Here is a 26,129-nt window from a genome sequence, read left to right as displayed (position 1 = left end):
AGGCTGCGATCTTTTGATTCTCCGGCTAATTACTGGACAACCGGTCCCCGCGAGCAAACTTCCAGGTCCGGATGATTTCCAGACGGTCGATATCCGACAAATCCCCGGTAAACGGTGAAAACGGCGCCGCCAGCCGCACGATGCGCTGCGCCGCCTGATCGAGCAGCGGTTGTCCGGATGACTCCAGCACCAGCACTTCAAAGAGCGAACCGTCACGGTTGATCGAAACCATCAGGCGCAAATTGCCGTAGATCTGCTTGCGTCGCGCTTCGTCGGGGTAATTCAGGTTACCGATGCGCTCGACCTTCTTGCGCCACTCGTCCTTATACCAGGCGCCCTTGTCGCGCATGGTCGACGCGGCGCTCAGGCGATGGATGCGCGGGCGCTTGGCATACAACTGTTGTTCGTTGGCCAGTTCCGCTTCCAGGCTGGCGATGTCGCTGGACAGCTGTTCACTGTCGAACGTCGGCGCGGCGACTGCGGGTTTGTTGACGGGCTTGGGTTCTTCGGTTTTGGCCGGGGCCTTTTTCGGCTTGGGCGCGACGGTCGTCACGGCGGCCTTCGGTGCGGCCTCCTGCACTTGAGGCTTGGCTGCCGGCGGTGGCGTGACTTTCTGCACTTTGTTGTCTTGGAAAGGCGCGACCTCGGTGGTCTTGGGAATTGCCTTTTTATCCAGGGTGCCGCTGCCTTGCTGATTCTCTTGAGCGAGGAAATCGGCTTTCTCAGGCTTCTTTTCGCTTTTGAAAGTGGCGAGGGTGATTTCCAGGGTTTTGCTGATTTGCTTGGGTTCGACCATCGTAAAGCCGACGCCCAACAGCAAGGCCAGGTGAATCAGCGCCGCTAGAAACAGGGTAAAACCGAGGCGATCGGCCGGTCGCACGCCACGATGGGCGAGTTCAGCGGGCAGATCGGACGGGAGCGTCATGACAAAAAAACCAACATCGCGTTTTTCACAGGCCGCGGATGATAACGCAATGTTGGTCGTTTCTTGGCTGTTCTATATCAACGGGCCTTGAGCTTCTGATCGATGGCATCCATCAGCAGGCCGCCGATGTCGGTGCCAAACGCGTTATCAATCTCGCGAATGCAGGTCGGGCTGGTGACGTTGATTTCCGTCAAATGCTCGCCGATGACGTCGAGGCCGACGAACAGCAGGCCTTTTTCGCGCAGGGTCGGGCCGACTTGGGCGGCGATCCAGCGATCTTTCTCGGTCAGCGGTCGGGCTTCGCCACGGCCACCGGCGGCGAGGTTGCCACGGGTTTCACCGGCGGCCGGAATTCGCGCCAGGCAGTAATCCACCGGTTCGCCGTCGATCATCAGGATGCGCTTGTCGCCATCAACGATCGCCGGCAGGTAACCCTGGATCATGATCTGCTGTTCGCCATGCAGGGTCAGGGTTTCGAGGATCACCGACAGGTTCGGGTGGCCAGCGGTGTGACGGAAAATCGATGAACCTCCCATGCCATCCAGCGGCTTGAGGATCACATCGCCGTGGTGATCGGCGAATTCGCGCAGTACGTCCGGGCGACGGCTGACGATGGTCGGCGGCGTGCACTGCGGGAACAGCGTGGCGAACAGCTTCTCGTTGCAGTCACGCAGGCTTTGCGGCTTGTTGACCACCAGCACGCCAGCGCGTTCGGCTTGCTCCAGCAGGTAAGTGGAGTAAACGAATTCCATGTCGAACGGCGGATCCTTGCGCATCAGGATCACGTCCAGATCGCTCAGCAGCGCGTCGGTCTCGGCTTCGAGTTCGAACCATTTTTCCGGGTTGGCGAAGACTTTCAGCGGCCGCATCCGCGCCCGCGCTTCGCCTTCGGCCTGGTACAAATCGCCCTGTTCCATATAGAACAGTTCCCAGCCGCGCTTCTGTGCGGCCAGCAGCATGGCCAGCGAGCTATCCTTTTTATAGGAGATGCCGGCGATAGGGTCCATGACAATCCCGACGCGAACGCTCATGGGTTTTTCCTCGAAATTGGGTGGGTCGCAGTGACCTGCAAAAGTGGCGTCAGAGTGGCGCTGAGTGTGTTCCCGGTCAAGGAAAAACCACTGCCAGGGTTGGCCGATAGATTGGTTTTGGAGACTGTGCTAAAAAGGCTGCCATATCGCGCTGGCCCTTGAACATCAAGGGTTTCGAGCCTCCGGTTATCGGAAATGGACAATTTGATTCGCAAAGGCGACGGCAGAGCATTTATGGAACAGCATTCCAGCGCCTTGAAGGTCATGGTGATCGACGATTCGAAAACGATTCGCCGCACCGCCGAAACGCTGTTGAAGAACGTGGGTTGTGAAGTGATCACGGCCATCGATGGTTTCGATGCCCTGGCCAAGATTGCCGACAATCACCCCGGCATCATCTTTGTCGACATCATGATGCCGCGTCTGGATGGTTATCAGACCTGCGCTTTAATCAAGAACAACAGTGCGTTCAAGTCCACGCCAGTGATTATGCTGTCGTCCAAGGACGGGCTGTTCGACAAGGCCAAGGGGCGCATCGTCGGCTCCGACCAGTTTTTGACCAAGCCTTTCAGCAAGGAAGAACTGCTGAACGCGATCCAGGCCCATGTACCGGGCTTCGCCGCTGTTTTGCCGCAGTAGGACACGCACAGTGACGCTCGGCCAGCGGGCCCGGCGTCGACAAGAATGGGGAAGACCATGGCACGTATTCTGATCGTCGATGATTCGCCGACCGAAATGTACAAACTGACCGGCATGCTGGAAAAGCACGGTCATGAAGTGTTGAAAGCCGAAAACGGCGCCGACGGCGTGGCCCTGGCCCGTCAGGAAAAACCCGACGCCGTGCTGATGGACATCGTCATGCCCGGCCTCAACGGTTTTCAGGCGACCCGTCAGCTGACCAAAGACCCGGAAACCGGGCACATCCCGGTGATCATCATCACCACCAAGGATCAGGAAACCGACAAGGTCTGGGGCACGCGCCAGGGCGCCAAGGACTACCTGACCAAACCGGTCGACGAAGAGACCCTGATCAAGACCCTGAACAACGTGCTGGCCGGTTGATCGTCCGGCCATGACCGAGTCGCTGACGGCTTTTGAACTGCTGCTGCAGATCGACCAGCGTTGTCGTCTGCTGGCGGCGGACTTGCCGTCCCAGCCGACCCGACAAGACAGCTGGAGCGGCATCGGCTTCCGTCTGGGCGAGCACTGGTACGTTGCGCCCATGGGCGAAGTCAGCGAAGTGTTGCACGAGCCGCGGTTCACCCAGTTGCCGGGGGTCAGGCCCTGGGTCAAGGGCGTGGCCAACCTGCGCGGGCGTCTGTTGCCGATCATCGACTTGTGCGGCTTCTTTTCTGGTAAAGAGCCTGGGCATGAGCTGTCAACAGTGCGCAAGCAGCGCCGGGTCTTGGTGGTGGAGCATAACGACGTGTTTACCGGGTTGATGGTCGATGAAGTCTTCGGCTTGCAGCACTTTGCCCAGGACAGTCTTGAGCCGGTAGATACCTTGAGCGGTCCGATTGCACCGTTCATCAAAGGCCGGTTTCAGCGTGAGCAGACCTGGCAGGTGTTCAGCCCGTTTGCGTTGGTGCAGTCCCAAAGCTTCATGCACGTCGCTGTGTAAACGCGACCCCCTGTGGGAGCGAGCTTGCTCGCGATGACGGACTCACAGCCAACATTGATGTCGACTGATACACCGCTATCGCGAGCAAGCTCGCTCCCACAGGTTCTTCGGCAATCTTTAAGGGTGTTGGTTACCGATGATAAAAGCAAAAACAGGTAAGCCAGAAGGGTCGCGCAGCCGGTCACAGATCATCGCGCTGTTCATCGCGCTGATCGTCTTCATCATGCTGCTGTTCGCCAACTTCGCGTACCTCAACACCCAGGCCACGTACGACAAACAGTACATCGGCCACGCCGGTGAGCTGCGCGTGTTGTCCCAGCGCATTGCCAAGAACGCCACCGAAGCGGCTGCCGGCAAGGCGGCGGCGTTCAAACTGCTGAGCGATGCGCGCAATGACTTTGCCCAACGCTGGGGCTATCTGAAGAAAGGCGACCCCGCCACCGGCCTGCCGCCGGCGCCGTCCACCGTGCGCCCGGAAATGCGCGCCGTGCAACTGGACTGGGAACGCTTGCTGAAAAACACCGACGCGATCCTCTCCAGCGAACAGACCGTGCTGTCGCTGCACCAAGTCGCCGCGACCCTGGCCGAAACCGTGCCGCAGTTGCAGGTCGAGTACGAAAAAGTCGTCGAAACGCTCCTCCAGCGCGGTGCCCCGGCCGCGCAGGTGGCCATGGCGCAGCGTCAGTCGCTGTTGGCTGAGCGGATTCTCGGTGCGGTGAACACCGTGCTGTCCGGTGATGAAAACTCGCAGCAGGCCGCCGACGCCTTCGGTCGCGATGCGGCGCGATTCGGCCAGGTGCTCAACGGCATGCTCCAGGGCAATCCGTCACTGAAAGTCAGTCAGGTTGAAGACCGCGATGCTCGCGCGCGGTTGATCGAGATTTCCGAGCTGTTCGAATTCGTCTCGGGTTCGGTGGATGAAATCCTCGAAACCTCGCCGGAGCTGTTCAAGGTCCGTGAATCGGCCACCAATATTTTCACCCTGTCGCAGACCCTGCTCGAGGAAGCCTCGCACCTGGCCGGCGGTTTCGAAAACCTGGCCGGCGGGCGCAATACCGACACCATTGGCGGCTACGTGCTGGGGCTGTTGGCACTGATGTCAATCATCCTCATTGGTCTGGTGATGGTCCGGGAAACCAATCGTCAACTGCGCGAAACGGCCGAGAAGAACGAGCGTAACCAGAACGCGATCATGCGCCTGCTCGACGAGATCGAAGACCTGGCGGACGGTGACCTGACCGTAACCGCCTCTGTGACCGAAGATTTCACCGGCACCATCGCCGACTCGATCAATTACTCCGTGGACCAATTGCGCGATCTGGTGGCGACCATCAACCTCACCGCAGGTCAGGTCGCTGCTGCCGTGCAGGAAACCCAGGCCACCGCCATGCACCTGGCCCAGGCTTCAGAGCATCAGGCGCAGCAGATTGCCGAAGCTTCCACCGCGATCAACGACATGGCTGAGTCCATCGATCAGGTCTCGGCCAACGCCGCCGAATCCTCTGCGGTGGCCGAACGCTCGGTGGAAATCGCCAACAAGGGCAATGAGGTGGTGCACAACACCATCCACGGCATGGACAATATTCGCGAGCAGATTCAAGACACCGCCAAGCGCATCAAACGCCTCGGCGAGTCCTCTCAGGAAATCGGCGACATTGTCAGCCTGATCGATGACATTGCCGATCAGACCAACATCCTCGCGCTCAACGCGGCGATCCAGGCCTCCATGGCCGGTGATGCCGGGCGCGGTTTTGCGGTGGTCGCCGATGAAGTCCAGCGGCTGGCCGAGCGCTCGTCCGCCGCGACCCGGCAGATCGAAATCCTGGTGCGGGCGATTCAGACCGACACCAACGAAGCAGTGATTTCCATGGAGCAGACCACCACCGAAGTGGTGCGCGGCGCTCGTCTGGCGCAGGATGCCGGGGTGGCCCTGGAAGAAATCGAAGGCGTGTCGAAGACCCTCGCCGCGTTGATCCAGAGTATTTCCAACGCAGCGCAGCAACAGACGTCCTCGGCCGGTCAGATTTCCCTGACGATGAACGTGATCCAGCAGATCACCACGCAGACCTCGTCCGGCTCCACCGCCACCGCCGAGAGCATTGGCAACCTGGCGAAAATGGCCAGCCAGCTGCGGCGTTCGGTATCCGGTTTCACCTTGCCGGCCGCCAAGGCGCAGGCTGTGGATAAAGTGTGATGCGCCTTGAGGCGCGCGAATTATGAGTGGAGTGGTTATGGGTGATCGGCACGACTATGTGGCCCTCGAGTGGGTCAAAGGCGAGATTGCCGAAACGCTGAAAGTGGCTCACCAGGCGATTGAAACGTTGCTTGATGACCCGCAGGCGACGCACGCCCTCAGTGAATGCCTGGCATGCGTCCATCAGGTTCACGGCAGTTTGCAGATGGTCGAGTTCTACGGCGCGGCGCTGCTCGCCGAAGAGATGGAACATCTGACCATCGCCTTGCAACAGAACCGCGTCAGTCATCGCGATGAGACGCTCCACCTGTTGCTGCAAGCCCTTGGGCAGTTGCCGATTTACCTTGATCGGGTGCAAGGTGCGCGCCGCGACCTGCCTCTGGTCGTGTTGCCGCTGATTAACGATCTGCGCAGCGCCCGTGGCGAAAGCCTGTTGTCGGAAACCAGCCTGTTCAGCCCGCAATTGCCGGACCTGCCGCCCCTGGACGAAGCGTCGCTGGCGCTGCTGGAGCCGGCGGATCTACCCAATGTGCTGCGCAAGTTGCGGCAGATGTTGCAGATGGCCCTGGTCGGATTGCTGCGTGAGCAGGACGGCGAAACCAATCTCGGTTACCTGACCAAGGTTTTTGCGCGCCTCGAAGGGCTGTGCGGCAACGCACCCTTGAGCCCGTTGTGGCAAGTCGCCTCGGCGCTGGTCGAAGGCATGCGCGGCGGCTCGATCGCCAACAGTCCGGCGTTGCGCAGCCTATTCAAAGACGCCGACAAAGAGCTCAAGCGCCTGCTCGAACAGGGCATAACCGGAATCAATCAGCCGGCGCCGCTGGAGTTGCTCAAGAGTTTGCTGTTCTACATTGCCAAGGCCGAACATCCCACCGGGCAGATGCTGACCATGAAAGATCGCTACGGACTGGACGACGCGCTACCTGACAGCGCGATGGTCGACGAAGAACGAGCGCGGCTGGCCGGTCCCGACCGCGATGCCATGCGCTCGGTGTTGGCCGCTTTGTGTGAAGAGCTGGTGCGGGTCAAGGAACGCCTGGACCTGTTCGTGCGCAGCGACCGCCAACACACCTCGGACCTCGAAAGCCTGCTGGCGCCCCTGCGGCAAATCGCCGACACCCTGGCGGTGCTCGGTTTCGGCCAGCCACGCAAGGTCATCATCGATCAACTGGCGGTGGTGCTGAGCCTGGCCCAGGGCCAGCGTGAGCCCAACGACGCGATCCTGATGGACGTCGCCGGTGCCTTGCTCTACGTCGAAGCGACGCTGGCCGGCATGGTCGGCACCGTCGAGCCGGAAAGCCAGGAAGAAAGCCGCCTGCCGACCACCGACCTGACCCAGATCCATCAGATCGTGATCAAGGAAGCGCGCATCTGCCTGCAACAGGCCAAGGACATGATCGTCGACTACATCGACGCCGACTGGGACCGTCAGCACTTGCAGCCATTGCCGGCCTTGCTGACCCAAGTGCGCGGTGCGCTGGCGATGATTCCGTTGAGCCGTGCGGCGAGCCTGATCGAAACGTGCAACCACTTCATCCGCGAGCACCTGCTGCTCGATCCGGATCATCCCGGCTGGCAGGAACTGGACAGCCTGGCCGACGTCATCACCAGCATCGAGTATTACCTGGAGCGCCTCAGCGACGACCCCGAAGCGCCGGGCGAAAAGTTGCTCGACGTCGCGGAAAAAAGCCTGGCCTCACTCGGCTTTTTCCCCGAGCAGCAGGTGCCGGTGCTTGAAGATGTGCTCAGCCCGAGTGAAGCGCAGGTCATGCAGGATCTGCAGGAACTGGACGACCCTGAGACCGTCAAGTCACTGGCCGATGTATTGGCCAGCCCTGTGTCCTCCGTCAATCCGCCCGCCCTGACGACCCCGGGAAGCCTGTTGCCGCCGCCCGCCGGTGAAGAACCGGTGGACGATGAGCTGCGGGAAGTGTTCCTCGAAGAAACCGATGAAGTCTTGGAAATCCTCCGGGAGTACCTGCCGCGCTGGTCGGCTAACCCCGACGATAAACCTGCCTTGAGTGAATTGCGCCGGGCATTCCACACCTTGAAAGGCAGTGGCCGGATGGTCCGTGCGCTGGTGCTGGGCGAGCTGGCGTGGGCGGTGGAAAACCTGCTCAACCGCGTGCTGGAACGCAGCGTTGCGCCAGGGGCAGCGGTGCAACAATTGCTTCGCGATGCCCTGGACCTGCTGCCGAAGCTGGTGGCCGAATTTGCCGCCAATGCCCAGCGCCAATGCAACCAGGTCGACCAATTGGCTGCTCGCGCCCATGCGCTCGCCAAGGGCGATACGCCTGTCAGCGATGAAGATACCCAAGATGTGGCGGCCCTCGATCCACTGTTGCTGGAGATCTTCCGCAAGGAAGCCGAGACCCATCTCGCCAGCCTCAACCGTTTCCTCGATAAAGCCGCCGAGCACGTGCCGTTGCAGGCCAGCGACGAGTTGCAGCGGGCGCTGCACACGCTCAAGGGCAGCGCCTCTATGGCTGGCGTATTGCCGATCGCCGAGCTGGCAAAACCGCTGGATCATCTGGCCCGGGAGTACAAGGCGCACCTGATCGCCCTCGACCTGGACGAAGTCGAACTGCTGCTCGAAGCCGAAGGCTTGTTCCGTCTCGGCTTGCGACAGCTCAAGCGTGATCCACTGGCGCAGATTCCCGGCGCCCGCTCATTGATCGAGCGAACCCAGGCGTTGCTGGCCGAGCGGCTGGAAACGCTCCTGAGTACACCGAATACCGGGTTGCGCATCAAGCGTGATCCGCAACTGATCAACAACTTCCTCGCCAAAGGCATGGACATCCTGCTGGACGCCGAAAGCCTGTTGCAACGCTGGCAGCAACATCCCGGCGAGCGTCAGGAACTCAGCGCATTGCTGGACGAATTGACCACCCTAGGCGAAGGCGCGCACCTGGCTGATCTGCATCCGGTGGACGAACTCTGCGAAGCCTTGCTCGATCTCTACGGCGCGGTGGAAGAAAGCAGTCTGGCGGTCAGCGAGGCGTTCTTCCATGAGGCGCAAAGTGCCCATGAAGCGCTGATCAACATGCTCGACGAACTGGCCGCCGGCCAGGAAGTCAGCCCGCAACCGGAACGCATTCGGGCCTTGCGCGGATTGCTGGATGAGAGCCTGGATCCGTCGGCGATGGGGCTGATTCGCAGCGATGGCAGCCGCACGTTGAGCATTCGGGAACTGGGCAGTGCCACGGCCGAACTCGAACAGACCGCGACCCAGGTTGAGCTGGACGATGAGATCGTTTCGATCTTCCTCGAAGAGGCGGTGGATATCCTCGAGAGCGCCGGTCAGGCCTTGCAACGCTGGCTGAGCGACCCGGACAACGCCGCGCCGCTGTTGTCGTTGCAGCGAGATTTGCACACCCTCAAGGGTGGTGCGCGGATGGCCGAGGTCGAACCGGTCGGTGAGCTGGCCCATGAACTGGAAAGCCTTTACGAAGGTCTGGTGGACCGCCGTTACACCTACAGCGAAGCCTTGGCGCACCTGCTGCAACACAGCCATGACCGACTCGCGCAGCTGCTTGATCAGTTGCAGAACCAGCGGCCATTGGGCGATCCGGGTGAGCTGATCGAGGCCATTCGCGAGTTTCGCCAGGGCAACGCCAGCGCTGTTGAAACGGTCGAACCGGCACGGGCCGATGATTCACCAGGGCATGATCCGGAGCTTCTGGAGATCTTCCTCGAGGAAGGTTTCGACATCATCGAAAACTCCGGCGCGGCGCTGGTGCGCTGGCAGGCCGAGCCGTCGAATCGCCAGGAAGTGGAAACTCTGCTGCGTGATTTGCACACCCTCAAGGGTGGCGCGCGGATGGTGGAAATCGCGCCGATTGGCGACCTCGCCCATGAGCTGGAATTCCTCTACGAAGGCCTATCCGCTGGCGTGTTGCAACCCACCGCCGCGTTGTTCGGCTTGTTGCAAAGCAGCCACGACCGACTGGCGCAGATGCTCGACGCGACCCGTGCCGGTCAGCCATTGCCGCCCGCCGATCAACTGATCGACGCGATCAAGAACTTCAGTCATCCGGCCGTGCCCGAAGCACCGGCACCGGCCGTGGTGTCCGCAACGCCGAAAGTCGAGACGCCGGCACCGCAGGCCGATGCCGGCGCAGACATGGTCAAGGTCTCGGCAGAACTGCTCGACGATCTGGTCAACCTGGCCGGCGAAACGTCGATCTTCCGTGGCCGGATCGAACAACAGGTCAACGATGCACGTGTGACTCTGAGCGAAATGGAAACCACCATCGAGCGCATGCGCGACCAGTTGCGTCGTCTCGACACGGAAACCCAAGGGCGGATTCTCAGCCGCCAGCAAGTCGAAGGCGAACGCCTGGGCTACGAAGAATTCGATCCGCTGGAAATGGACCGCCACTCACAGTTGCAGCAACTGTCGCGCGCGCTGTTCGAATCCGCCTCCGACTTGCTCGACCTCAAGGAAACCCTCGACCGACGCAATCAGGACGCGGAAAACCTGCTGCAACAGCAGGGCCGCATCAACACCGAATTGCAGGAAGGCCTGATGCGCACGCGCATGGTGCCGTTCGAGCGGATGCTGCCGCGCTTGAAGCGGATCGTCCGGCAGGTCTCCAGCGAACTGGGCAAGGACGTGGAATTCATCGTCGGCAATGCCGAAGGCGAGATGGACCGCAACGTTCTCGAACGTATGGCCGCGCCGTTGGAACACATGCTGCGCAACGCCGTGGATCATGGCCTGGAATCCGCCGAGGTGCGTATCGCGGCGGGTAAACCGGCTCAGGGTCGAATCACCCTCGACCTGTCGCGAGAGGGCGGCGACATCATTTTCGACATCCGCGACGACGGTGCCGGCGTGCCGCTGGACGCGGTGCGGCGCAAGGCGATCAAACGCGGGTTGCTGGCCTCGGACAGCGACATCAGCGACCGCGATGTGCTGCAATTCATCCTGCAACCGGGGTTCTCCACCGCTGAGAAAATCACCCAGATTTCCGGACGCGGCGTCGGCATGGACGTGGTGCACGAAGAAGTCCGGCAACTCGGCGGCAGCATGAGCATCGACTCTGTGCCGGGGCAGGGCGTGCACTTCCGGATTCGCCTGCCGTTTACCGTGTCGGTTAACCGGGCGCTGATGGTGCAGTGCTTTGATGATCAGTACGCGATCCCGCTGAACACCATCGATGGCATCGTTCGCGTGCTGCCCAACGAGCTTGAAGGGCATTACCGGCTCGATCCGCCGACCTACAAATACGCCGGGCAACACTATGAACTGTGCTACCTCGGTGAACTGCTGAAAACCAGCCACCGTCCGAAACTGCTGGGCCAAAGCCTACCGCTGCCGGTATTGCTGGTGCAGTGCAACGAGCGGCACATCGCGGTGCAAGTCGACTCCATGGCTGGCACTCGCGAGATCGTGGTCAAAAGCCTCGGCCCACAATTTGCGGCGGTGCAGGGGTTGTCCGGGGCCACGATTCTCGGCGATGGGCGGGTGGTGCTGATTCTCGATTTGCTGGCGCCGATCCGCGCAATGCAGGCCCGTGTGCCGCAACAGTCAGCGACTCAGGAGGCGGAGGTCGAACCGCATAAACCGCTGCTGGTGCTGGTGGTCGATGACTCGGTCACCGTGCGCAAGGTCACCAGCCGTCTGCTGGAACGCCATGGCATGAACGTGCTGACCGCGAAGGACGGTGTCGACGCCATGTTACTGCTTGAAGACCACATGCCTGACCTGATGCTGCTGGACATCGAGATGCCGCGCATGGACGGTTTTGAAGTCGCGACCCAGGTACGCGCCGACGAACGTCTGCAGCACCTGCCGATCATCATGATCACCTCCCGCACCGGGCAGAAACACCGCGACCGCGCCATGGCCATCGGCGTCAACGACTACCTTGGCAAGCCGTACCAGGAATCGGTGCTGCTCGAAAGCATCGCCCTGTGGAGCAAAACCCATGCTTGAGCACCGCACCAGCAACCTCACCGGCCTGTTGCTGCCCTTGGCCGACCGCAACCTGATCCTGCCCAATGTCGCTGTGGCGGAGCTCATTGATTACCAACCCAGCGCCTTCGACCTCGACACTCCGCCGTGGTACCTCGGGCGGGTAACGTGGCGGAATCGGCAGATTCCGTTGCTCAGTTTCGAGTCGGCGTGCGGCCAAAAAATCGTCATCGGTGAGCGGGCGCGGATTGTCATCCTCAATGCTCTCGGTGGGCGGCCCGATTTGAAATTCATCGCCTTGCTGGTGCAGGGGATTCCGCGGTCTTACAAGCTTGATAGTCAGTTGAGCTATGTGGATGTGCCGTTGTGCTCGCTGGAACAGGCTGCGGTGCAGGTGGGGGAGCAAGTGGCCAAGGTGCCTGATTTGTTGGGGTTGGAGGAGTTACTCGTAAGTGCCGGGTTGATCTGACTGGCCCCATCGCGAGCAAGCTCGCTCCCACATTGGATCTCCGTCGTACACAAAAACCCTGTGGGAGCGAGCTTGCTCGCGATGGCGGCCTTCAATTCATCACAGCCCTGGCTGCTAAACCCCGGCCTGAGCCTTCATCTGCGCCGTCTCATGATGATCCAGCGCCCGCTCCACCAACAACTGCACGCCATCTGCCATCCGGCTGAGTGCCAAGGCTACAGAGCGGCGTGAGCCTTCCACATCGTCCGCCAGATCGGCAGCAATGGCGCTGATGGACAGCAGGTCTTCGGAGGCATTGGCCAGAAGGGCTTCGGTGTCGATGTCGGGGGAGACGCTGAAGAGGTGATGTTTGCGGCGCTTGCCCGGTTTTTCATGGGGTGGGAAGTAGTAGGAAAAGACGCGGTCGGCGGCTTCCTTGAGTTTCTCGGCTTCGAGGGATGCTTCGGAACCGGTGTCGGTTTCCGGCGGGTTGGGAGTTGGTTTGAACATGGCAAAGATCCTTGTAGTGATGGAGCTGCCGTTTTTCGTTTTCCAGACGAAAAGGGTGGCAGCTGTACGCGGACTGGAAAAACCGAGAAAGGATCAAACCCGGCAGACCCGAAGGTCTCCCACGCACAGCCGCCATGACTTAGAACTACGAAGCAAAAAAAGCGCCGCATTATGTCATGTGCATTGATCCTGTTCTTCGGGTTTTCCAGACCCGATCGCTGAATTGGCAGCGACCCCCAAACGATAAAGATCAACGCAAAACCGCACCAGTCAGCGGGTTCCGGCATTGCTGTAGGCAGCGACGCCAGACTGCGTAGCCTCACACCGTTCCTGCGGACAAATGTTTAAACACAAAACCTCAGACTGTCGGACCTTCCGACAAGCCCCCTCGCCACAAAGGTTTCTGCAATCAGGTTGAAGATTCCCAAAAAGGGACCTATCGTTCCTTTTTTGGGACTTATCGGTCGTTGCCGTGAAAAACCTGTCACTGAGCGAAGCCTTGTTCACCACCACCCAGCAAAAAGTGCTGGGCCTGTTGTTTGGCAAACCCGACCGAAGTTTTTACGCCAACGAGATCGCCCGCTGGGCTCAAGTGGGTAAAGGCAGCCTTATGCGCGAGCTGGATCGGTTGCAGCGGGCAGGCGTACTGACCATGACCCGTCAGGGCAACCAGACCCACTATCAAGCCAATCCCGACTGCCCGATCTATGCGGAACTGCTGGGCATCGCCCGCAAAACCTTTGGTATTGCCGAGCCTCTGCGCCAAGCGCTCCAACCCTTTGCCGAACAGATCACCTGGGCATTTGTGTATGGCTCTATCGCCAAGGATCAGGCAAACGCATCCAGTGACATTGATCTCATGCTGATCGGCGAGGGCCTGCACTACAGTGAAGTGATGGAGCGGCTTATACCGACGGAGGAGCAGTTGGGCCGCGTCCTCAACCCGACGCTCTACACCCCCGACGACTGGGCCGCAAAACTGGCGGCTGAAAATAGTTTTGTCGTGCGGGTAGCGCAGCAGGACAAGATCAACCTGATGGGGGGAAACCCTTTGGAGTCCAAGGATGGGCAGCAACGAGAACCTGGAAAACCTGTTACGTAGCGGTGGACTGAAAGCTGAGCCGCCGGATCGCAAGGAATGCGAAGGGCTCATGCGTTCGGCTGTGGATCGATTGAAAGACGCGCAAACGTCTTCGCTTTCCTTCGCGAGTCGTTTCGACCTGGCTTACAACGCTGCCCATGCCCTTGCACTGACGGCTCTTCGCTTGAGCGGCTACCGTTCAGACAAGCGGTATCTGGTGTTTCAGTGCCTGATTCATACAGCTGATATTGGCAAAGTACAGGTTCGGCTATTCGCCCTGTGTCATGAGCGACGAAACCTGGCGGAGTACGAAGGCTATATGGATGAAGATCCGGCGTTGTTGGCGCAACTATTGGAAAGCACCATGCAGCTCCTGATTCGCGTACAGCAGCAGATGACCGGAGTGTAATGCTCCGTCATCGAAAACTGCGGGGATTGTTCTGGCCTCTTCGCGAGCAAGCCCGCTCCCACAGGGGTATGCATTCCAATGTGGGAGCGGGCTTGCTCGCGAAGAGGCCGGAACAGTCACCGCACGTCTTCACCAACCATTAGCCTCACCGTAACGATTCACCGCTCTGCTTGATTGATGCCCCCCACCCAACGCTCCTAAGGTGACTCCCACGACAGCGAACCCGTGGAGTGGTCATGACAACAACAATATCCCCCGACTCGCGATGGACGCGGCGGCGCAGCGAAAAGCAGCGGCGTCTCGAGCTGGTACGGGGTCTCGCCGACGGTGTGGTCCTGCCCACCGACAAAATCGTTGCGGCGCTGGAGGCCTTGATCCTGCCCGGCGACCGTGTGGTGCTGGAGGGCAACAACCAGAAGCAAGCGGATTTCCTGTCCCGCTCCCTGGCCAAGGCTGACCCAGCGAAGCTGCATGACCTGCACATGATCATGCCCAGCGTCGGACGCTCCGAGCACCTGGACCTGTTTGAACGCGGCATCGCCCGCAAGCTCGACTTCTCTTTCGCCGGCACCCAGAGCCTGCGCATCAGCCAGCTACTGGAAGACGGCCTGCTGGAAATCGGTGCGATCCATACCTACATCGAGCTCTATGCGCGACTGGTGGTCGACCTGATTCCCAACGTCGTGCTCTCGGCCGGTTTCATGGCCGACCGTGCCGGCAACATCTACACCGGCCCGAGCACCGAAGACACGCCCGCATTGATCGAACCGGCCGCCTTCAGCGACGGCATCGTCATCGTCCAGGTCAATCAACTGGTGGACGATGTCAGCGAGTTGCCCCGCGTCGACATCCCTGCCTCCTGGGTGGATTTCGTGGTGGTGGCCGACAAGCCGTTCTATATCGAGCCGCTGTTCACCCGCGACCCGCGCCACATCAAGCCTGTGCACGTGTTGATGGCGATGATGGCGATCCGCGGGATCTACGAAAAACACAACGTTCAGTCCCTGAACCACGGCATCGGTTTCAACACCGCCGCCATCGAATTGATCCTGCCGACCTACGGCGAATCCCTCGGCCTGAAAGGCAAGATCTGCCGCAACTGGACGCTCAATCCTCACCCCACCTTGATCCCGGCCATCGAAAGCGGTTGGGTCGAAAGCGTGCATTGCTTCGGCACCGAACTGGGCATGGAAAACTACATCGCCGCTCGGCCCGACGTGTTCTTTACCGGCCGCGATGGCTCTCTGCGTTCCAACCGGATGTTCTGCCAACTGGCCGGGCAATACGCGGTGGACCTGTTCATTGGCGCGACGCTGCAAGTCGACGGCGACGGCCATTCCTCCACCGTGACGCGCGGACGACTCGCAGGTTTCGGTGGTGCGCCGAACATGGGCCACGACCCGCGCGGCCGTCGCCACGGCACCCCAGCCTGGCTCGACATGCGCCATGACGATGCGCCCGAAGCGCTGCTGGAGCGGGGCAAGAAACTCGTGGTGCAAATGGTCGAGACCTTCCAGGAGGGCGGCAAACCCACCTTCGTCGAAACCCTCGACGCGGTGGAAGTGGCGAGGAAAAGCGGCATGCCGCTGGCGCCGATCATGATCTACGGCGACGACGTCACCCACCTGCTGACCGAAGAAGGCATCGCCTATTTGTACAAGGCCCGCTCCCTTGAAGAGCGGCAGGCGATGATCGCCGCCGTCGCCGGAGTCACCGTCATCGGTTTGCGCCACAACCCGAAAGACACCGCACGCATGCGCCGCGAAGGACTGATCGCCTTGCCCGAAGACCTCGGCATCCGCCGCACCGACGCCACCCGCGAATTGCTGGCGGCCAAAAGCGTGGCCGATCTGGTCGAGTGGTCCGGTGGCCTCTACAACCCGCCCGCCAAGTTCAGGAGCTGGTAATGCACGCATTTAACCTGCAACCGAAAACCCTGTCCCTGGCTGAGCGGCTGGCGGATCTGGCCGTGGACGCACTGATCGACGAAGCGGACCTGTCGCCGAAACCGGCGCTGGTCGACCGTCGTGGCAATGGCGCGCACACCGATTTGCACCTCGGGCTGATGCACGCTTCGGCGCTGTCCCTGTGGCCTGCGTTCAAGGAAATGGCGGAGGCCGCCATCGCGTTTGGTGAAGTCGGCCTGCCGCTGCGCGAAGCCATTGGCCTGATCGGTCGTGAAGGCGAGGAAGTGATGCTCGCCACCACCAACGGTGTGAATACTCATCGCGGGGCAATTTGGGCGTTGGGCCTGTTGGTCGCTGCTGCCGCGTTGGAATCCACGAATACCAAGGCAAGCGCCGTGACTTTGCGTGCTGCACGTCTGGCATTGCTCGACGACCGTTACGCGCCGCGTCCTCTGAGCCACGGTGCGCAAGTCGCCCAGCGTTACGGCGCACGCGGTGCCCGTGAAGAAGCCCAGCTCGGCTTCCCAGCAGTGATTCAACGTGCGCTGCCGCAACTCAAACGCAGCCGCGCCGCCGGTCATGGCGAGCAGAACGCTCGGCTCGATGCCTTGCTGGCGATCATGACGAATCTGGCCGACACCTGCGTGCTCTACCGCGCCGGCGAACAAGGCCTGCAGACCATGCAACTCGGCGCCCAAGCCGTGCTCGATGCGGGCGGCAGTGCCAGCCTCGCCGGTCGCCGCCGTTTGCATGAGCTTGACCAACAACTCATCGCGTTGAATGCCTCGCCCGGTGGTGCTGCTGACTTGCTCGCCGCCTGCCTGTTCATCGACCGCATCGAGTCTGGCGACGGCCTCATCCAGGGAGCTTTCTGATGGAAACCTTATCTTTTGAATTCCCCGCCGGGCAGCCGCCACGCGGCCGGACGCTGGTGGGCTGTGTCGGCTCGGGCGATCTGGAAGTGCTGATCGAACCCGGACAGGCCGGCAAGCTCACGATCAAGGTGCAGACCTCGGTCAATGGCAGCGAACAACGCTGGCAACATCTGTTCGCGCGGATGTTCGACGGTCAGACACCGCTGGCGATGGCGATCGATATCCACGATTTCGGCGCCACACCGGGCGTGGTGCGCTTGCGTCTGGAACAAGGCTTTGAGGAGATCGGCCATGACTGATCTCCTCAACAAACACAGCTTCGTCGAACTCGGCGCCCGGCAACGGGCGAAAGCCTTGCTCGATGCCGGCACCTTCCGCGAACTGCTCGACCCATTTCAGCGCGTCATGTCGCCATGGCTTTCGCGCCAGGGTGTGGTGCCGCAAGCGGATGACGGCGTGGTGATCGCCAAGGGCAGCATCGGCGGTTTGCCGGTGGTGATCGCCGCCATCGAAGGTGCATTTCAGGGTGGCAGCCTCGGTGAGGTCGGCGGGGCGAAGATTGCCGGTGCGCTGGAGCTGGCGGCCGAAGACAACCGCAACGGCATTCCGACCCGCGCCGTGTTGCTGTTGGAAACCGGTGGCGTGCGTTTGCAGGAAGCCAACCTCGGGCTGGCGGCGATTGCCGATATTCATGCGGCGATTGTCGATCTGCGGCAGTACCAGCCAGTGGTTGGTGTGGTCGCGGGCAGCGTTGGTTGCTTTGGCGGGATGTCGATTGCCGCCGGGTTGTGCAGCTATTTGCTGGTAACTCAGGAAGCGCGGCTTGGCCTGAACGGTCCGCAAGTGATCGAACAGGAAGCCGGGCTTGAGGAATACGACTCCCGTGATCGTCCCTTCATCTGGAGCCTGACCGGTGGCGAGCAACGTTTCGCCAGTGGTCTGGTGGATCGTTTTGTCGCTGACGACGTGGCGCAGGTTCAGCAGCAGGTCAGTGAATTGCTCAAGCAAGGTTTGCCGGAACAGCAACGCAGCCGTCAGGCCGAATGGTTCCTGCAACGGTTGGCCCGTCTGGACGCCGAGCCGCAAATCGAGCCGTCGACGGTTCGCGATCTGTATCAAGGAGAGCGCTCATGAATTCGTATTCCCTGAGAGGTTTGAACTGGTTCAATGCCTTGAGTGCGGGCGCGAAACCGGTTGATGGTTTGCCCGCTTCGTTGAAAGTCGCTGATGGTGTGTTGGGCGACCAACCTGTTCGGTTTATCGCGGTGGTGGCTGATCCCGATAACCGTTTCGTCCGTGCCCGCAATGGCGAGGTCGGTTTGCTGGAAGGTTGGGGGCTGGCCAAAGCCGTGGATGAAGTCATCGCAGCTGACCTGGATAAACCGCAGAAACGCGCCTTGATCGCCATCGTCGATGTGCCGAGTCAGGCCTACGGTCGGCGCGAAGAAGCGCTCGGCATTCATCAGGCATTGGCCGGTGCAGCGGACAGTTATGCTCGCGCCCGACTGGCCGGCCATGCCGTGATCGGGTTGCTGGTGGGCAAGGCGATGTCCGGGGCGTTTCTCGCTCATGGGTATCAGGCCAATCGGCTGATCGCCCTGCGCGATCCGGGCGTGATGGTTCACGCGATGGGCAAGGCTTCGGCGGCGCGGGTGACGTTGCGCAGCGTCGAAGAACTCGAAGCACTGGCCGCCAGCGTGCCGCCGATGGCGTACGACATCGACAGTTACGCGAGCCTTGGACTGCTTTGGGAAACCTTGTCGGTGGAACAGATCGAGCAGCCGACGGCGGCGGATCTGTCGCGGGTGACTGAATGCCTGACCCAGGCGATTGGCGATGTCGCCGCCAGTGGTCGAGACCTGAGCAGCCGCTTGGGCGCGAGCAACCGCGCGGCGTCGAGTCAGGTTCGCCAATTGCTGAGAGAGCAGTGGTGAACACGCTTCTGGCCCACGACCTGCTCTGGGGGATGACTCCGGAGCAGTTGCCTGCGGATGCACCTTCGTGGGTGATCGAGTCGATCAGTGCGGGTCAACCGGTGGTGGTTCGGCGTGCGTTGAGCACGGCGGATCACATCGCGGTCGGCGTGCGTGGACGGTTGCGTGAGCAGCGTTATGCAGCGGTGATGTCGGTCGATGCAATCCAGCGTCAAGTCCGGCCGGAAGCGCTTTGCCATGTCTCGATTGATCGGGATTTACCGGCAGTGCGCGCCCTCAATCAACTGCGGCCGATGCTCGATTCCTGTGAGTGGGTTTGGGGTGTCAGCGGCAGCGCCGGGTTTGAATTGGCCAGCGGTTTTCAGGCATTGCATGAGGGCAGCGATCTCGACTTGATCTTGCGCGCACCGCAAGCGATGGACCGTGCTCAAGCGCAATCATTTGTGAAGCTACTTGATGCCGCTGTATGTCCGGTGGACATGCAGTTGCAGACTCCATTCGGTGCAGTCGCCTTGCGCGAATGGGCCAGCTCTGCGCGTCGGGTTTTGCTGAAAAATGCGAGTCAGGCTGTTCTGGTGATTGATCCGTGGAATCCACAGGAGCAAGCAGCGTGAGCAGTTTGCTGGTGTTCCCAGGCCAGGGCGCGCAGCAGCCGGGCATGCTCCATCGTCTGCCTCGCGAGACGGTCATCGAGGCGAGTGAAGTCCTCGGGGAAGACGCTTTTCTTCTGGACTCTGCCGAAGCACTGAAGTCGACAAGAGCGGTTCAGCTCTGCCTGTTGATCGCCGGTGTCGCGGCTTCACGCCAGTTGTTAATGACGGCGGATTACGTGGCGGGATTGTCCATCGGTGCTTACCCGGCAGCGGTGGTCGCGGGCGCGTTGAGCTTCAGCGATGCGCTGCATCTGGTCAGCCTGCGCGGTGAATTGATGCAGCAGGCTTATCCACAAGGCTATGGCATGACCGCGATCATCGGTCTGGACCTGGCCACGGTGGAAGAGTTGCTGGCGCAGGTTCACAGCGATGCCACGCCGGTTTACCTGGCCAACATCAACGCCGATAACCAGGTGGTCATTGCCGGCAGCGATGGCGCGATGAATGCGGTCGCCGAGTTGGCGAAAGGTCGCGGTGCAGGTCTGGCCAAACGTCTGGCCGTCAGCGTGCCGTCCCACTGCCCGCTGCTGGAAGCACCTGCGAAAACCCTGGCCGAAGCCTTCGCCAAGGTGCAGCTGAAAACACCGACGCTGGGCTACCTGAGCGGCAGTCGCGCCCGGCCCGTTATCAACACTGAAGCCTTGCACGACGACCTGGCATTCAACATGTGCCGCGTGGTGGATTGGCGCGGCACGGTACAAAGCGCCTACGAGCGTGGCGTACGTCTACAGATCGAACTGCCGCCCGGTGCGGTGCTGACCGGGCTGGCGCGCCGGGTGTTCGAGCAGGGCACCGTGATTGCCTTCGACGGTGCGCGGCTCGATACCTTGCAGGCGCTGTTGCGTGAGGAGGGAAGCCGCCAACTCTAAAACACCGACTCAGGCCTTCGAACAACAAAAACAACATTCGACGATGCACTTTGAGGACGACAACAATGATTATTTACGGTGTGGCACTGTTGGCGATTTGTACGCTGGCAGGGGTGATCGTGGGCGACATGCTTGGCGTGTTGCTGGGTGTGAAATCCAACGTTGGCGGCGTCGGGATCGCGATGATCCTGTTGATCTGCGCGCGGTTATGGATGCAAAAACGCGGCGGCATGACCAAGGATTGCGAGATGGGCGTCGGTTTCTGGGGCGCCATGTACATTCCGGTCGTGGTCGCGATGGCCGCGCAACAGAACGTCGTCACCGCCCTGCACGGCGGTCCGGTGGCGGTGCTGGCGGCGATCGGCTCGGTGGTGATCTGCGGTTGCACCATTGCCCTGATCAGCCGGACTCACAAAGGCGAACCATTGCCCGATGAACCGGCGGAAATAACGCCGGTCGGCACGCCAGTAGGAGGTCGCTGATATGTGGGAACTCATTGAGAAGGGTCTGGCCAATAACAGTCTGGTTACGGCGTTCGCGTTCGTCGGCGTGATCATGTGGGTGTCGGTGGTGCTGTCCAAGCGCCTGACGTTCGGACGGATTCACGGTTCGGCGATTGCCATCGTCATCGGGCTTGTTCTGGCCTGGGTCGGCGGCACCATGACCGGCGGGCAAAAAGGCCTGGCGGATCTGACGCTGTTTTCCGGCATCGGTCTGATGGGCGGCGCGATGCTGCGCGACTTTGCGATCGTCGCCACGGCATTCGAAGTGCAAGCCACCGAAGCGAAAAAGGCCGGTTTGATCGGCGTGATTGCGCTGCTGCTGGGCACGATCCTGCCGTTCATTGTCGGGGCGAGCATGGCCTGGGCGTTCGGTTATCGCGATGCGATCAGCATGACCACCATTGGCGCGGGTGCGGTGACGTACATCGTCGGGCCGGTGACGGGCGCAGCGATTGGCGCGAGTTCGGATGTGGTGGCGTTGTCGATTGCCACCGGGTTGATCAAGGCGATTTTTGTGATGGTTGGCACACCGATGGCGGCACGCTGGATGGGGCTGGATAACCCGCGCTCGGCGATGGTGTTTGGTGGGTTGGCTGGCACCGTCAGCGGTGTGACGGCCGGGTTGGCAGCGACGGATCGGCGGTTGGTGCCTTATGGGGCGTTGACGGCGACGTTCCATACCGGGCTTGGGTGCTTGCTTGGGCCTTCGTTGTTGTACTTCATTGTTCGCGGGATTGTGGGTTAAGCCGCTACATCTCTATTGAATGTACCGACGCCATCGCGAGCAGGCTCACTCCTACAGGGAAATGCATTCCAGGGTAGGAGTGAGCCTGCTCGCGATAGGGGCGCCGCGGTATCAGGTTTGGCGATTGGCATACATCCGACACTCTGCCAACAACGCCAACAGATTCGGATCGCGCTCCTTGGCCTTCAAAAACACTACGCCGATGTGCTGCTGCAACCGATACCGTTCCTGCAACGGAATCAGCTTCACCCGATTCTCATACACCGCCGCAATCCTCCCCGGCAGCAGCGCATAACCCACGCCCGAGCTGACCATGCTCAGCAGGGTGAAAATGTCGTTGACCTGCATCGCCACCTTCGGTTCGAACCCCGCCTGCTTGAACACCCGATTACCGTCCTGGTGCGTGGCAAAGCCTTGGGTCAGCGTAATGAACGTCTCGTCGCGCACTTCGGCAAGGTCGACTTCGGTCCGTTGGGCAAACTTCGAATCAGCCGGCGTGGCCAGAAACATGTCATCGGAAAACAGGTGGATTTGCGCGCAATCCGGATCATTCACGCTCTCGTCCAGCGATACCAGGATCGCGTCGACTTCCATGTTCTTGAGCTTGTACAGCAGGTCGAAGTTCGAGCCGAGGATCAGGTCGATGTTGAGCTCGCTACGGCGGATTTTCAGCCCCATGATCAGCTGCGGCACCGTCTTCACCGTCAATGAATACAGCGAACCAAGCTTGAAGCGCTCGGCAGAGAACCCGGCGGCTTCGCGGGTCAGGCGCACGGTTTCGACCACGTCCTGAATCAACTTCTGCGCCCGTTCTTCCAGCACATAAGCGCTTTCGAGTGGGGTCAGGTTGCGACCTTCGTGTTTGAATAGCGGGCAACGCAGGGCGCTTTCCAGGGAGTGAATAGCGCGGTGCACGCTGACGTTGCTGGTTTGCAACTCGGCAGCGGCGCGGGCCAGGTTGCCGGTGCGCATGAAGGCCAGGAACACCTCGAGTTTTTTCAGGGTCAACTCTTCATCGATCAGCATGGGCCAGACTCTTATTCGAATCGTTCGATTGTGCCCAATTGGCTGACGTTTGGCTCGATGGCTTTTGTAGGAGCTGCCGAAGGCTGCGATCTTTTGATCTTCAGCATCCTAAGATCAAGATCAAAAGATCGCAGCCTCGTTTCACTCGACAGCTCCTACACAGCTCCTACAGGGGCTTTGTGTTAATGAATCTTGAGGTGAGCAACACATGTATCACGGGGAAAGATTGAACGCCTGGACGCATCTGGTCGGGGCGGTGGCAGCGGTGGTCGGGGTGGTGTGGATGCTGGTGATTGCCAGCATGGACGGCAGCCCGTGGAAGATCGTCAGCGTGGCGATTTACGGGTTCACCTTGCTGGTGCTTTACAGCGCATCGACCGTTTACCACAGCGTGCGCGGGCGCAAGAAAGCGATCATGCAGAAGGTCGATCACTTTTCGATCTACCTGTTGATTGCCGGCAGCTACACGCCATTCTGTCTCGTGACGCTACGCGGGCCGTGGGGCTGGACCTTGTTCGGGATTGTCTGGGGATTGGCGCTGATTGGCATCCTGCAAGAAATCAAACCGCGCTCGGAAGCGCGGATTCTATCGATCGTGATCTACGCGGTGATGGGCTGGATCGTGCTGGTGGCGGTCAAACCGTTGCTGGCGGCGTTGGGCAGTACAGGTTTTGCCTGGCTGGCGTCGGGCGGCGTGCTGTACACCGTGGGCATTGTCTTTTTTGCGCTGGACAGTCGTTTGCGCCATGCCCACGGGATCTGGCATCTGTTCGTGATCGCCGGGAGTTTGCTGCACTTCGTGGCGATTCTGTTTTATGTCTTGTAGACCGCACTGCAGCTATTGCAAAACCTGTGGGAGCGGGTGATCCAGTTGCGCCTGCGCCCGTCGGCTGAAGACTTGCAACAAGTCGCTCAAAGTGTGGGGCGGCGGTTCGTCGGCGCGGGTCACCGCGTACAGGGTGATCGGTAGTGCTGGTGCCAGAGGTCGAATCGCCGTGGTGGCGGGGGACGCGCCGAGCGCGGTAAACGGATCGATCACCGCCAGCCCGGCACCGGATTCAACCATCGCCCGCGCCAGCGAATAGGTCTGCACGGCGATGCGAACCCGTGGCGGCGGATCGACCGCCTCAAGGTAGCTGTCGAGCCTGGCCGCCAGCGGGTCGGCGCTGGACAGGCCGATCAGCGGCGCGCCGGCCAGTTCGCTCAATGGCAACGGTTGGCTCAAGGCGTCGTCGGTCCAATAACCCAACGGCGCCAGTGCCACCAAAACCCCGCAGGCCAACACCTGCGCCTTTAGGCCCGGATGATCCGGCGGCTGCAAGGTCAGCGCGACATCCACTTCGCGCATCAACAAATTCTGCATCAGCTCACGGCTGTGGGCGCTGGACAGTTCGCAGACGATGTCCGGGTAACGTTGCGTCCACTCGTTGATGGCCGGCGGCAGCAGCGACAGGGCCAGCGCCGGGATCGCGCCGATCCGTACGCTGTGACCCGGCTCACGACGCAGACTCTGGGCCAGACGCCGCACGCCTTGCAGGCTTTCGGTGACCTTGTCGACTTCGCGCTCAAGCTCCAGCGCTTCGGGCGTGGCCTGCAATTTACCGCGCACTCGCAGGAATAACGGAAAGCCCAGTTGCTGCTCGGCGTGTTGCAGCACTTTGCTCACCGCCGGCTGCGATACGTGCAGCAACTGCGCGGCGCCACTGACCGAACCGGCCTGGCGAATGGCCTGGAATATCTCAATGTGTCGCAGTCGCATGGCAAGTCCATAACCTTTGTTTATGGGTCAGGCATCTTTATGCATTGTTCAACGGCTGTCACCTGGTCCTAACCTGAAGCCTGTTTCAACAACGGTTAAGGACAGACATGGCTCAGCGGGTTTGCATCATCGGTGGTGGCGTCATCGGGCTGACGACGGCTTACGCACTGGTGCGCGACGGCATCGACGTGACGCTGATCGAGGCCCGGGACTCGCTGGGCAGCGAGACCAGTTTCGCCAACGGTGGCCAGTTGTCCTACCGCTACGTCGCGCCACTGGCCGATGCCGGCGTACCGTTGCAGGCGCTTGGCTGGATGTTGCGCGGTGACTCGCCGCTGAAACTGCGTCCGCGCCTGGACCCGGCGCAATGGCGCTGGATGGCATCCTTTCTGGCGGCCTGCCGGCGTTCGGTGAATCAGCGCAACGGCGCGCACCTGCTGCGTCTGGCGCTGCTGAGCCAGTCCACGCTGCAAGGCTGGCGCGACGAAGACCGTCTCGACGGTTTCGACTGGCGGCGCAACGGCAAACTGGTGACGTTTCGTGAAGCCGCGAGTTTCGAGCATGCTCGCCATGGTCTGGCCGATCCGCAACAGCAGCAAGTGTTGTCCCAAGCCGAATGTGCACAGTTGGAACCTGCACTCGCTGAGGCACCGTTTGTGGGCGCGATTTATACCCCCGACGAGGAGGTCGCCGATTGCCATGGTTTCTGCCAGCAACTGCTGGCTCGGCTCCAGGCGTCGGGGCGTTGCGAGTTTTTGCTCGGTCGCAAGGTCACCGGCATTCGCCACGCGGACGGCGCGGTGCAGGCCGTAGAAATGGGTTCGCAGGTGCTGCCGGTCGAGCAACTGGTAATTGCTGCCGGTCATCGCAGTCCGGCGCTGGCGCTGCCCGGCATGAACCTGCCGCTGTATCCGCTCAAGGGCTACAGCCTGACCTTGCCCATCCGCGCCAAACATCGCGCGCCTGAGCTGAGCATCACCGATTACAACCGCAAGATCGTTTACGCCCGCATCGGTGAACAACTGCGCGTGGCGGCGATGGTCGACATTGTCGGTTTCGACCCGGCGCTCGACCCCAAACGCCTGGCGCTGATCAAGCGCCAGGCGCAGGAAACCTTGCCCAATGCCGGCGATTACGCCGCCGCCATAGAATGGGCCGGCATGCGCCCCGCCACCCCCAGCGGCGTGCCGTTGATCGGCGCCACGGCGTACCGCAATCTCTGGCTCAACCTCGGCCATGGCGCCCTGGGTTTTACCCTGGCCTGTGGCAGCGCCCGGTTGCTCAGCGAGTTGATCGCCCGGCGCACACCTTCAATTGAAATGCACGGCCTCGCCCCCCGCGTCGCCTGACTTGAAAAGGAAAAACCGATGAGCATTAACCGTATCAACAGCAACAGCCGGCTCTCTGGCGCGGTGACCTTTGGCGATCTGGTGTTTCTCTCGGGACAGGTTCCGGGTGACAGCACCGACGTCACCGGCCAAACCGCCGAAGTGCTGGCGAAGATCGACGCGTTGTTGGCCGAAGCTGGCAGCGACAAGGATCATCTGCTCAACGCGACCATTTACCTGAACGACATTGGCCGCGACTTTGCCGCCATGAACGAGGTCTGGTCGCAGTGGATGTCACCGGGCAAAGCGCCGACCCGCACTACTTTGCAGGCGCTACTGGCCCGGCCAGAGGTGCTGGTGGAAATCACCGTGATCGCCGCCCGCCGCTAAT

At 61.1% G+C, this 26,129-nt stretch carries 25 protein-coding genes; 20 read left to right on the top strand and 5 right to left on the bottom strand.

Going from position 1 to position 26,129, the window contains the following annotated elements; all coding sequences use genetic code 11:
• Positions 1 to 25: 25 nt before the first annotated feature.
• Positions 26 to 925 (bottom strand): energy transducer TonB, encoded by a 900-nt coding sequence (locus ACA059_RS29760; RefSeq protein ID WP_497631962.1) that lies wholly within the window; start codon positions 923 to 925, stop codon positions 26 to 28.
• Between the two features lie 77 nt (positions 926 to 1,002).
• Positions 1,003 to 1,956: a glutathione synthase gene (gene gshB, locus ACA059_RS29755; protein WP_497631961.1), complete on the bottom strand. Its 954-nt coding sequence runs from the start codon at positions 1,954 to 1,956 to the stop codon at positions 1,003 to 1,005.
• Between the two features lie 234 nt (positions 1,957 to 2,190).
• Here gshB and pilG point away from each other — a divergent pair, with 234 nt between their 5' ends.
• The 6 genes from pilG to ACA059_RS29725 all read left to right on the top strand — a co-directional run bounded on the left by pilG (position 2,191) and on the right by ACA059_RS29725 (position 12,160).
• Positions 2,191 to 2,595, top strand: coding sequence for a twitching motility response regulator PilG (pilG, locus tag ACA059_RS29750; protein ID WP_008152601.1), 405 nt, complete (start codon positions 2,191 to 2,193; stop codon positions 2,593 to 2,595).
• Positions 2,596 to 2,652: 57 nt separating this feature from the next.
• Complete coding sequence (gene pilH, locus ACA059_RS29745; protein WP_008068134.1) at positions 2,653 to 3,018, top strand: twitching motility response regulator PilH; 366 nt, start codon at positions 2,653 to 2,655, stop codon at positions 3,016 to 3,018.
• A gap of 10 nt (positions 3,019 to 3,028) precedes the next feature.
• Positions 3,029 to 3,577, top strand: a complete 549-nt coding sequence (locus ACA059_RS29740) for a chemotaxis protein CheW (protein ID WP_497631960.1) — start codon at positions 3,029 to 3,031, stop codon at positions 3,575 to 3,577.
• 136 nt (positions 3,578 to 3,713) lie between these two features.
• Positions 3,714 to 5,771, top strand: coding sequence for a methyl-accepting chemotaxis protein (locus ACA059_RS29735; RefSeq protein ID WP_497631959.1), 2,058 nt, complete (start codon positions 3,714 to 3,716; stop codon positions 5,769 to 5,771).
• A 37-nt stretch (positions 5,772 to 5,808) separates the two neighbouring features.
• On the top strand, positions 5,809 to 11,712 hold the full coding sequence (locus tag ACA059_RS29730) for an Hpt domain-containing protein (protein ID WP_497631958.1): 5,904 nt from the start codon (positions 5,809 to 5,811) through the stop codon (positions 11,710 to 11,712).
• Positions 11,705 to 12,160, top strand: a complete 456-nt coding sequence (locus ACA059_RS29725) for a chemotaxis protein CheW (protein WP_497631957.1) — start codon at positions 11,705 to 11,707, stop codon at positions 12,158 to 12,160. The genes ACA059_RS29730 and ACA059_RS29725 overlap by 8 nt, the downstream gene beginning before the upstream one ends.
• Positions 12,161 to 12,274: 114 nt before the next feature.
• Here the strand turns inward: ACA059_RS29725 and ACA059_RS29720 are convergent, their stop codons facing one another.
• Positions 12,275 to 12,649, bottom strand: coding sequence for a DUF6124 family protein (locus tag ACA059_RS29720; protein WP_497631956.1), 375 nt, complete (start codon positions 12,647 to 12,649; stop codon positions 12,275 to 12,277).
• A gap of 472 nt (positions 12,650 to 13,121) precedes the next feature.
• Here ACA059_RS29720 and ACA059_RS29715 point away from each other — a divergent pair, with 472 nt between their 5' ends.
• The 11 genes from ACA059_RS29715 to madM all read left to right on the top strand — a co-directional run bounded on the left by ACA059_RS29715 (position 13,122) and on the right by madM (position 21,625).
• Positions 13,122 to 13,751: a transcriptional regulator gene (locus ACA059_RS29715; protein ID WP_497631955.1), complete on the top strand. Its 630-nt coding sequence runs from the start codon at positions 13,122 to 13,124 to the stop codon at positions 13,749 to 13,751.
• On the top strand, positions 13,714 to 14,139 hold the full coding sequence (locus tag ACA059_RS29710) for a hypothetical protein (protein WP_497631954.1): 426 nt from the start codon (positions 13,714 to 13,716) through the stop codon (positions 14,137 to 14,139). Before ACA059_RS29715 ends, ACA059_RS29710 begins: the two co-directional genes overlap by 38 nt.
• 236 nt (positions 14,140 to 14,375) lie before the next feature.
• Positions 14,376 to 16,046: a malonate decarboxylase subunit alpha gene (gene mdcA / locus ACA059_RS29705; RefSeq protein ID WP_134420658.1), complete on the top strand. Its 1,671-nt coding sequence runs from the start codon at positions 14,376 to 14,378 to the stop codon at positions 16,044 to 16,046.
• A complete protein-coding gene (locus ACA059_RS29700) occupies positions 16,046 to 16,921 on the top strand; it encodes a triphosphoribosyl-dephospho-CoA synthase (protein ID WP_497631953.1) in 876 nt (291 codons plus the stop codon). The genes mdcA and ACA059_RS29700 overlap by 1 nt, the downstream gene beginning before the upstream one ends.
• Positions 16,921 to 17,220, top strand: a complete 300-nt coding sequence (locus tag ACA059_RS29695) for a malonate decarboxylase subunit delta (protein WP_497631952.1) — start codon at positions 16,921 to 16,923, stop codon at positions 17,218 to 17,220. Before ACA059_RS29700 ends, ACA059_RS29695 begins: the two co-directional genes overlap by 1 nt.
• Positions 17,213 to 18,055, top strand: a complete 843-nt coding sequence (locus tag ACA059_RS29690) for a biotin-independent malonate decarboxylase subunit beta (RefSeq protein ID WP_497631951.1) — start codon at positions 17,213 to 17,215, stop codon at positions 18,053 to 18,055. The genes ACA059_RS29695 and ACA059_RS29690 overlap by 8 nt, the downstream gene beginning before the upstream one ends.
• Positions 18,052 to 18,855, top strand: a complete 804-nt coding sequence (gene mdcE / locus ACA059_RS29685) for a biotin-independent malonate decarboxylase subunit gamma (protein WP_497631950.1) — start codon at positions 18,052 to 18,054, stop codon at positions 18,853 to 18,855. Before ACA059_RS29690 ends, mdcE begins: the two co-directional genes overlap by 4 nt.
• Positions 18,849 to 19,469, top strand: a complete 621-nt coding sequence (locus ACA059_RS29680; RefSeq protein ID WP_497631949.1) for a malonate decarboxylase holo-ACP synthase — start codon at positions 18,849 to 18,851, stop codon at positions 19,467 to 19,469. Before mdcE ends, ACA059_RS29680 begins: the two co-directional genes overlap by 7 nt.
• Positions 19,466 to 20,377 (top strand): malonate decarboxylase subunit epsilon, encoded by a 912-nt coding sequence (gene mdcH, locus ACA059_RS29675; RefSeq protein ID WP_497631948.1) that lies wholly within the window; start codon positions 19,466 to 19,468, stop codon positions 20,375 to 20,377. The genes ACA059_RS29680 and mdcH overlap by 4 nt, the downstream gene beginning before the upstream one ends.
• A gap of 65 nt (positions 20,378 to 20,442) precedes the next feature.
• Entirely contained in the window at positions 20,443 to 20,859 is a 417-nt protein-coding gene (gene madL, locus ACA059_RS29670; RefSeq protein WP_046045246.1) for a malonate transporter subunit MadL, read from the top strand.
• 1 nt (position 20,860) lies between these two features.
• Entirely contained in the window at positions 20,861 to 21,625 is a 765-nt protein-coding gene (gene madM / locus ACA059_RS29665; RefSeq protein WP_140674991.1) for a malonate transporter subunit MadM, read from the top strand.
• A gap of 111 nt (positions 21,626 to 21,736) precedes the next feature.
• Here the strand turns inward: madM and ACA059_RS29660 are convergent, their stop codons facing one another.
• Positions 21,737 to 22,651, bottom strand: coding sequence for a LysR family transcriptional regulator (locus ACA059_RS29660; RefSeq protein WP_497631947.1), 915 nt, complete (start codon positions 22,649 to 22,651; stop codon positions 21,737 to 21,739).
• Between the two features lie 208 nt (positions 22,652 to 22,859).
• Between ACA059_RS29660 and trhA the strand changes: the two genes are divergently transcribed.
• Complete coding sequence (trhA, locus tag ACA059_RS29655) at positions 22,860 to 23,477, top strand: PAQR family membrane homeostasis protein TrhA (protein WP_309674170.1); 618 nt, start codon at positions 22,860 to 22,862, stop codon at positions 23,475 to 23,477.
• 12 nt (positions 23,478 to 23,489) lie between these two features.
• Here the strand turns inward: trhA and ACA059_RS29650 are convergent, their stop codons facing one another.
• The gene (locus ACA059_RS29650; protein ID WP_497631946.1) at positions 23,490 to 24,410 is read right to left on the bottom strand and encodes a LysR family transcriptional regulator; all 921 of its coding nucleotides are present in this window, start codon (positions 24,408 to 24,410) and stop codon (positions 23,490 to 23,492) included.
• Between the two features lie 107 nt (positions 24,411 to 24,517).
• Between ACA059_RS29650 and ACA059_RS29645 the strand changes: the two genes are divergently transcribed.
• Positions 24,518 to 25,759 (top strand): D-amino acid dehydrogenase, encoded by a 1,242-nt coding sequence (locus ACA059_RS29645; RefSeq protein ID WP_497631945.1) that lies wholly within the window; start codon positions 24,518 to 24,520, stop codon positions 25,757 to 25,759.
• 18 nt (positions 25,760 to 25,777) lie between these two features.
• Positions 25,778 to 26,128: a RidA family protein gene (locus ACA059_RS29640; protein WP_497631944.1), complete on the top strand. Its 351-nt coding sequence runs from the start codon at positions 25,778 to 25,780 to the stop codon at positions 26,126 to 26,128.
• Position 26,129 lies beyond the last annotated feature (1 nt).

The sequence above is a fragment of the Pseudomonas sp. LBUM1647 genome (genome assembly GCF_059716175.1).
Note: the sequence above shows the minus strand (reverse complement) of the source record. Positions and strands in the feature narration are given on the sequence as shown.

Coding starts and splice junctions, on each gene's coding strand:
- ACA059_RS29760 (WP_497631962.1), bottom strand. CDS start 925: ATGACGCTCCCGTCCGATCTGCCCGCTGAACTCGCCCATCGTGGCGTG.
- gshB (WP_497631961.1), bottom strand. CDS start 1,956: ATGAGCGTTCGCGTCGGGATTGTCATGGACCCTATCGCCGGCATCTCC.
- pilG (WP_008152601.1), top strand. CDS start 2,191: ATGGAACAGCATTCCAGCGCCTTGAAGGTCATGGTGATCGACGATTCG.
- pilH (WP_008068134.1), top strand. CDS start 2,653: ATGGCACGTATTCTGATCGTCGATGATTCGCCGACCGAAATGTACAAA.
- ACA059_RS29740 (WP_497631960.1), top strand. CDS start 3,029: ATGACCGAGTCGCTGACGGCTTTTGAACTGCTGCTGCAGATCGACCAG.
- ACA059_RS29735 (WP_497631959.1), top strand. CDS start 3,714: ATGATAAAAGCAAAAACAGGTAAGCCAGAAGGGTCGCGCAGCCGGTCA.
- ACA059_RS29730 (WP_497631958.1), top strand. CDS start 5,809: ATGGGTGATCGGCACGACTATGTGGCCCTCGAGTGGGTCAAAGGCGAG.
- ACA059_RS29725 (WP_497631957.1), top strand. CDS start 11,705: ATGCTTGAGCACCGCACCAGCAACCTCACCGGCCTGTTGCTGCCCTTG.
- ACA059_RS29720 (WP_497631956.1), bottom strand. CDS start 12,649: ATGTTCAAACCAACTCCCAACCCGCCGGAAACCGACACCGGTTCCGAA.
- ACA059_RS29710 (WP_497631954.1), top strand. CDS start 13,714: ATGGGCAGCAACGAGAACCTGGAAAACCTGTTACGTAGCGGTGGACTG.
- mdcA (WP_134420658.1), top strand. CDS start 14,376: ATGACAACAACAATATCCCCCGACTCGCGATGGACGCGGCGGCGCAGC.
- ACA059_RS29700 (WP_497631953.1), top strand. CDS start 16,046: ATGCACGCATTTAACCTGCAACCGAAAACCCTGTCCCTGGCTGAGCGG.
- ACA059_RS29695 (WP_497631952.1), top strand. CDS start 16,921: ATGGAAACCTTATCTTTTGAATTCCCCGCCGGGCAGCCGCCACGCGGC.
- ACA059_RS29690 (WP_497631951.1), top strand. CDS start 17,213: ATGACTGATCTCCTCAACAAACACAGCTTCGTCGAACTCGGCGCCCGG.
- mdcE (WP_497631950.1), top strand. CDS start 18,052: ATGAATTCGTATTCCCTGAGAGGTTTGAACTGGTTCAATGCCTTGAGT.
- madL (WP_046045246.1), top strand. CDS start 20,443: ATGATTATTTACGGTGTGGCACTGTTGGCGATTTGTACGCTGGCAGGG.
- madM (WP_140674991.1), top strand. CDS start 20,861: ATGTGGGAACTCATTGAGAAGGGTCTGGCCAATAACAGTCTGGTTACG.
- ACA059_RS29660 (WP_497631947.1), bottom strand. CDS start 22,651: ATGCTGATCGATGAAGAGTTGACCCTGAAAAAACTCGAGGTGTTCCTG.
- trhA (WP_309674170.1), top strand. CDS start 22,860: ATGTATCACGGGGAAAGATTGAACGCCTGGACGCATCTGGTCGGGGCG.
- ACA059_RS29650 (WP_497631946.1), bottom strand. CDS start 24,410: ATGCGACTGCGACACATTGAGATATTCCAGGCCATTCGCCAGGCCGGT.
- ACA059_RS29645 (WP_497631945.1), top strand. CDS start 24,518: ATGGCTCAGCGGGTTTGCATCATCGGTGGTGGCGTCATCGGGCTGACG.
- ACA059_RS29640 (WP_497631944.1), top strand. CDS start 25,778: ATGAGCATTAACCGTATCAACAGCAACAGCCGGCTCTCTGGCGCGGTG.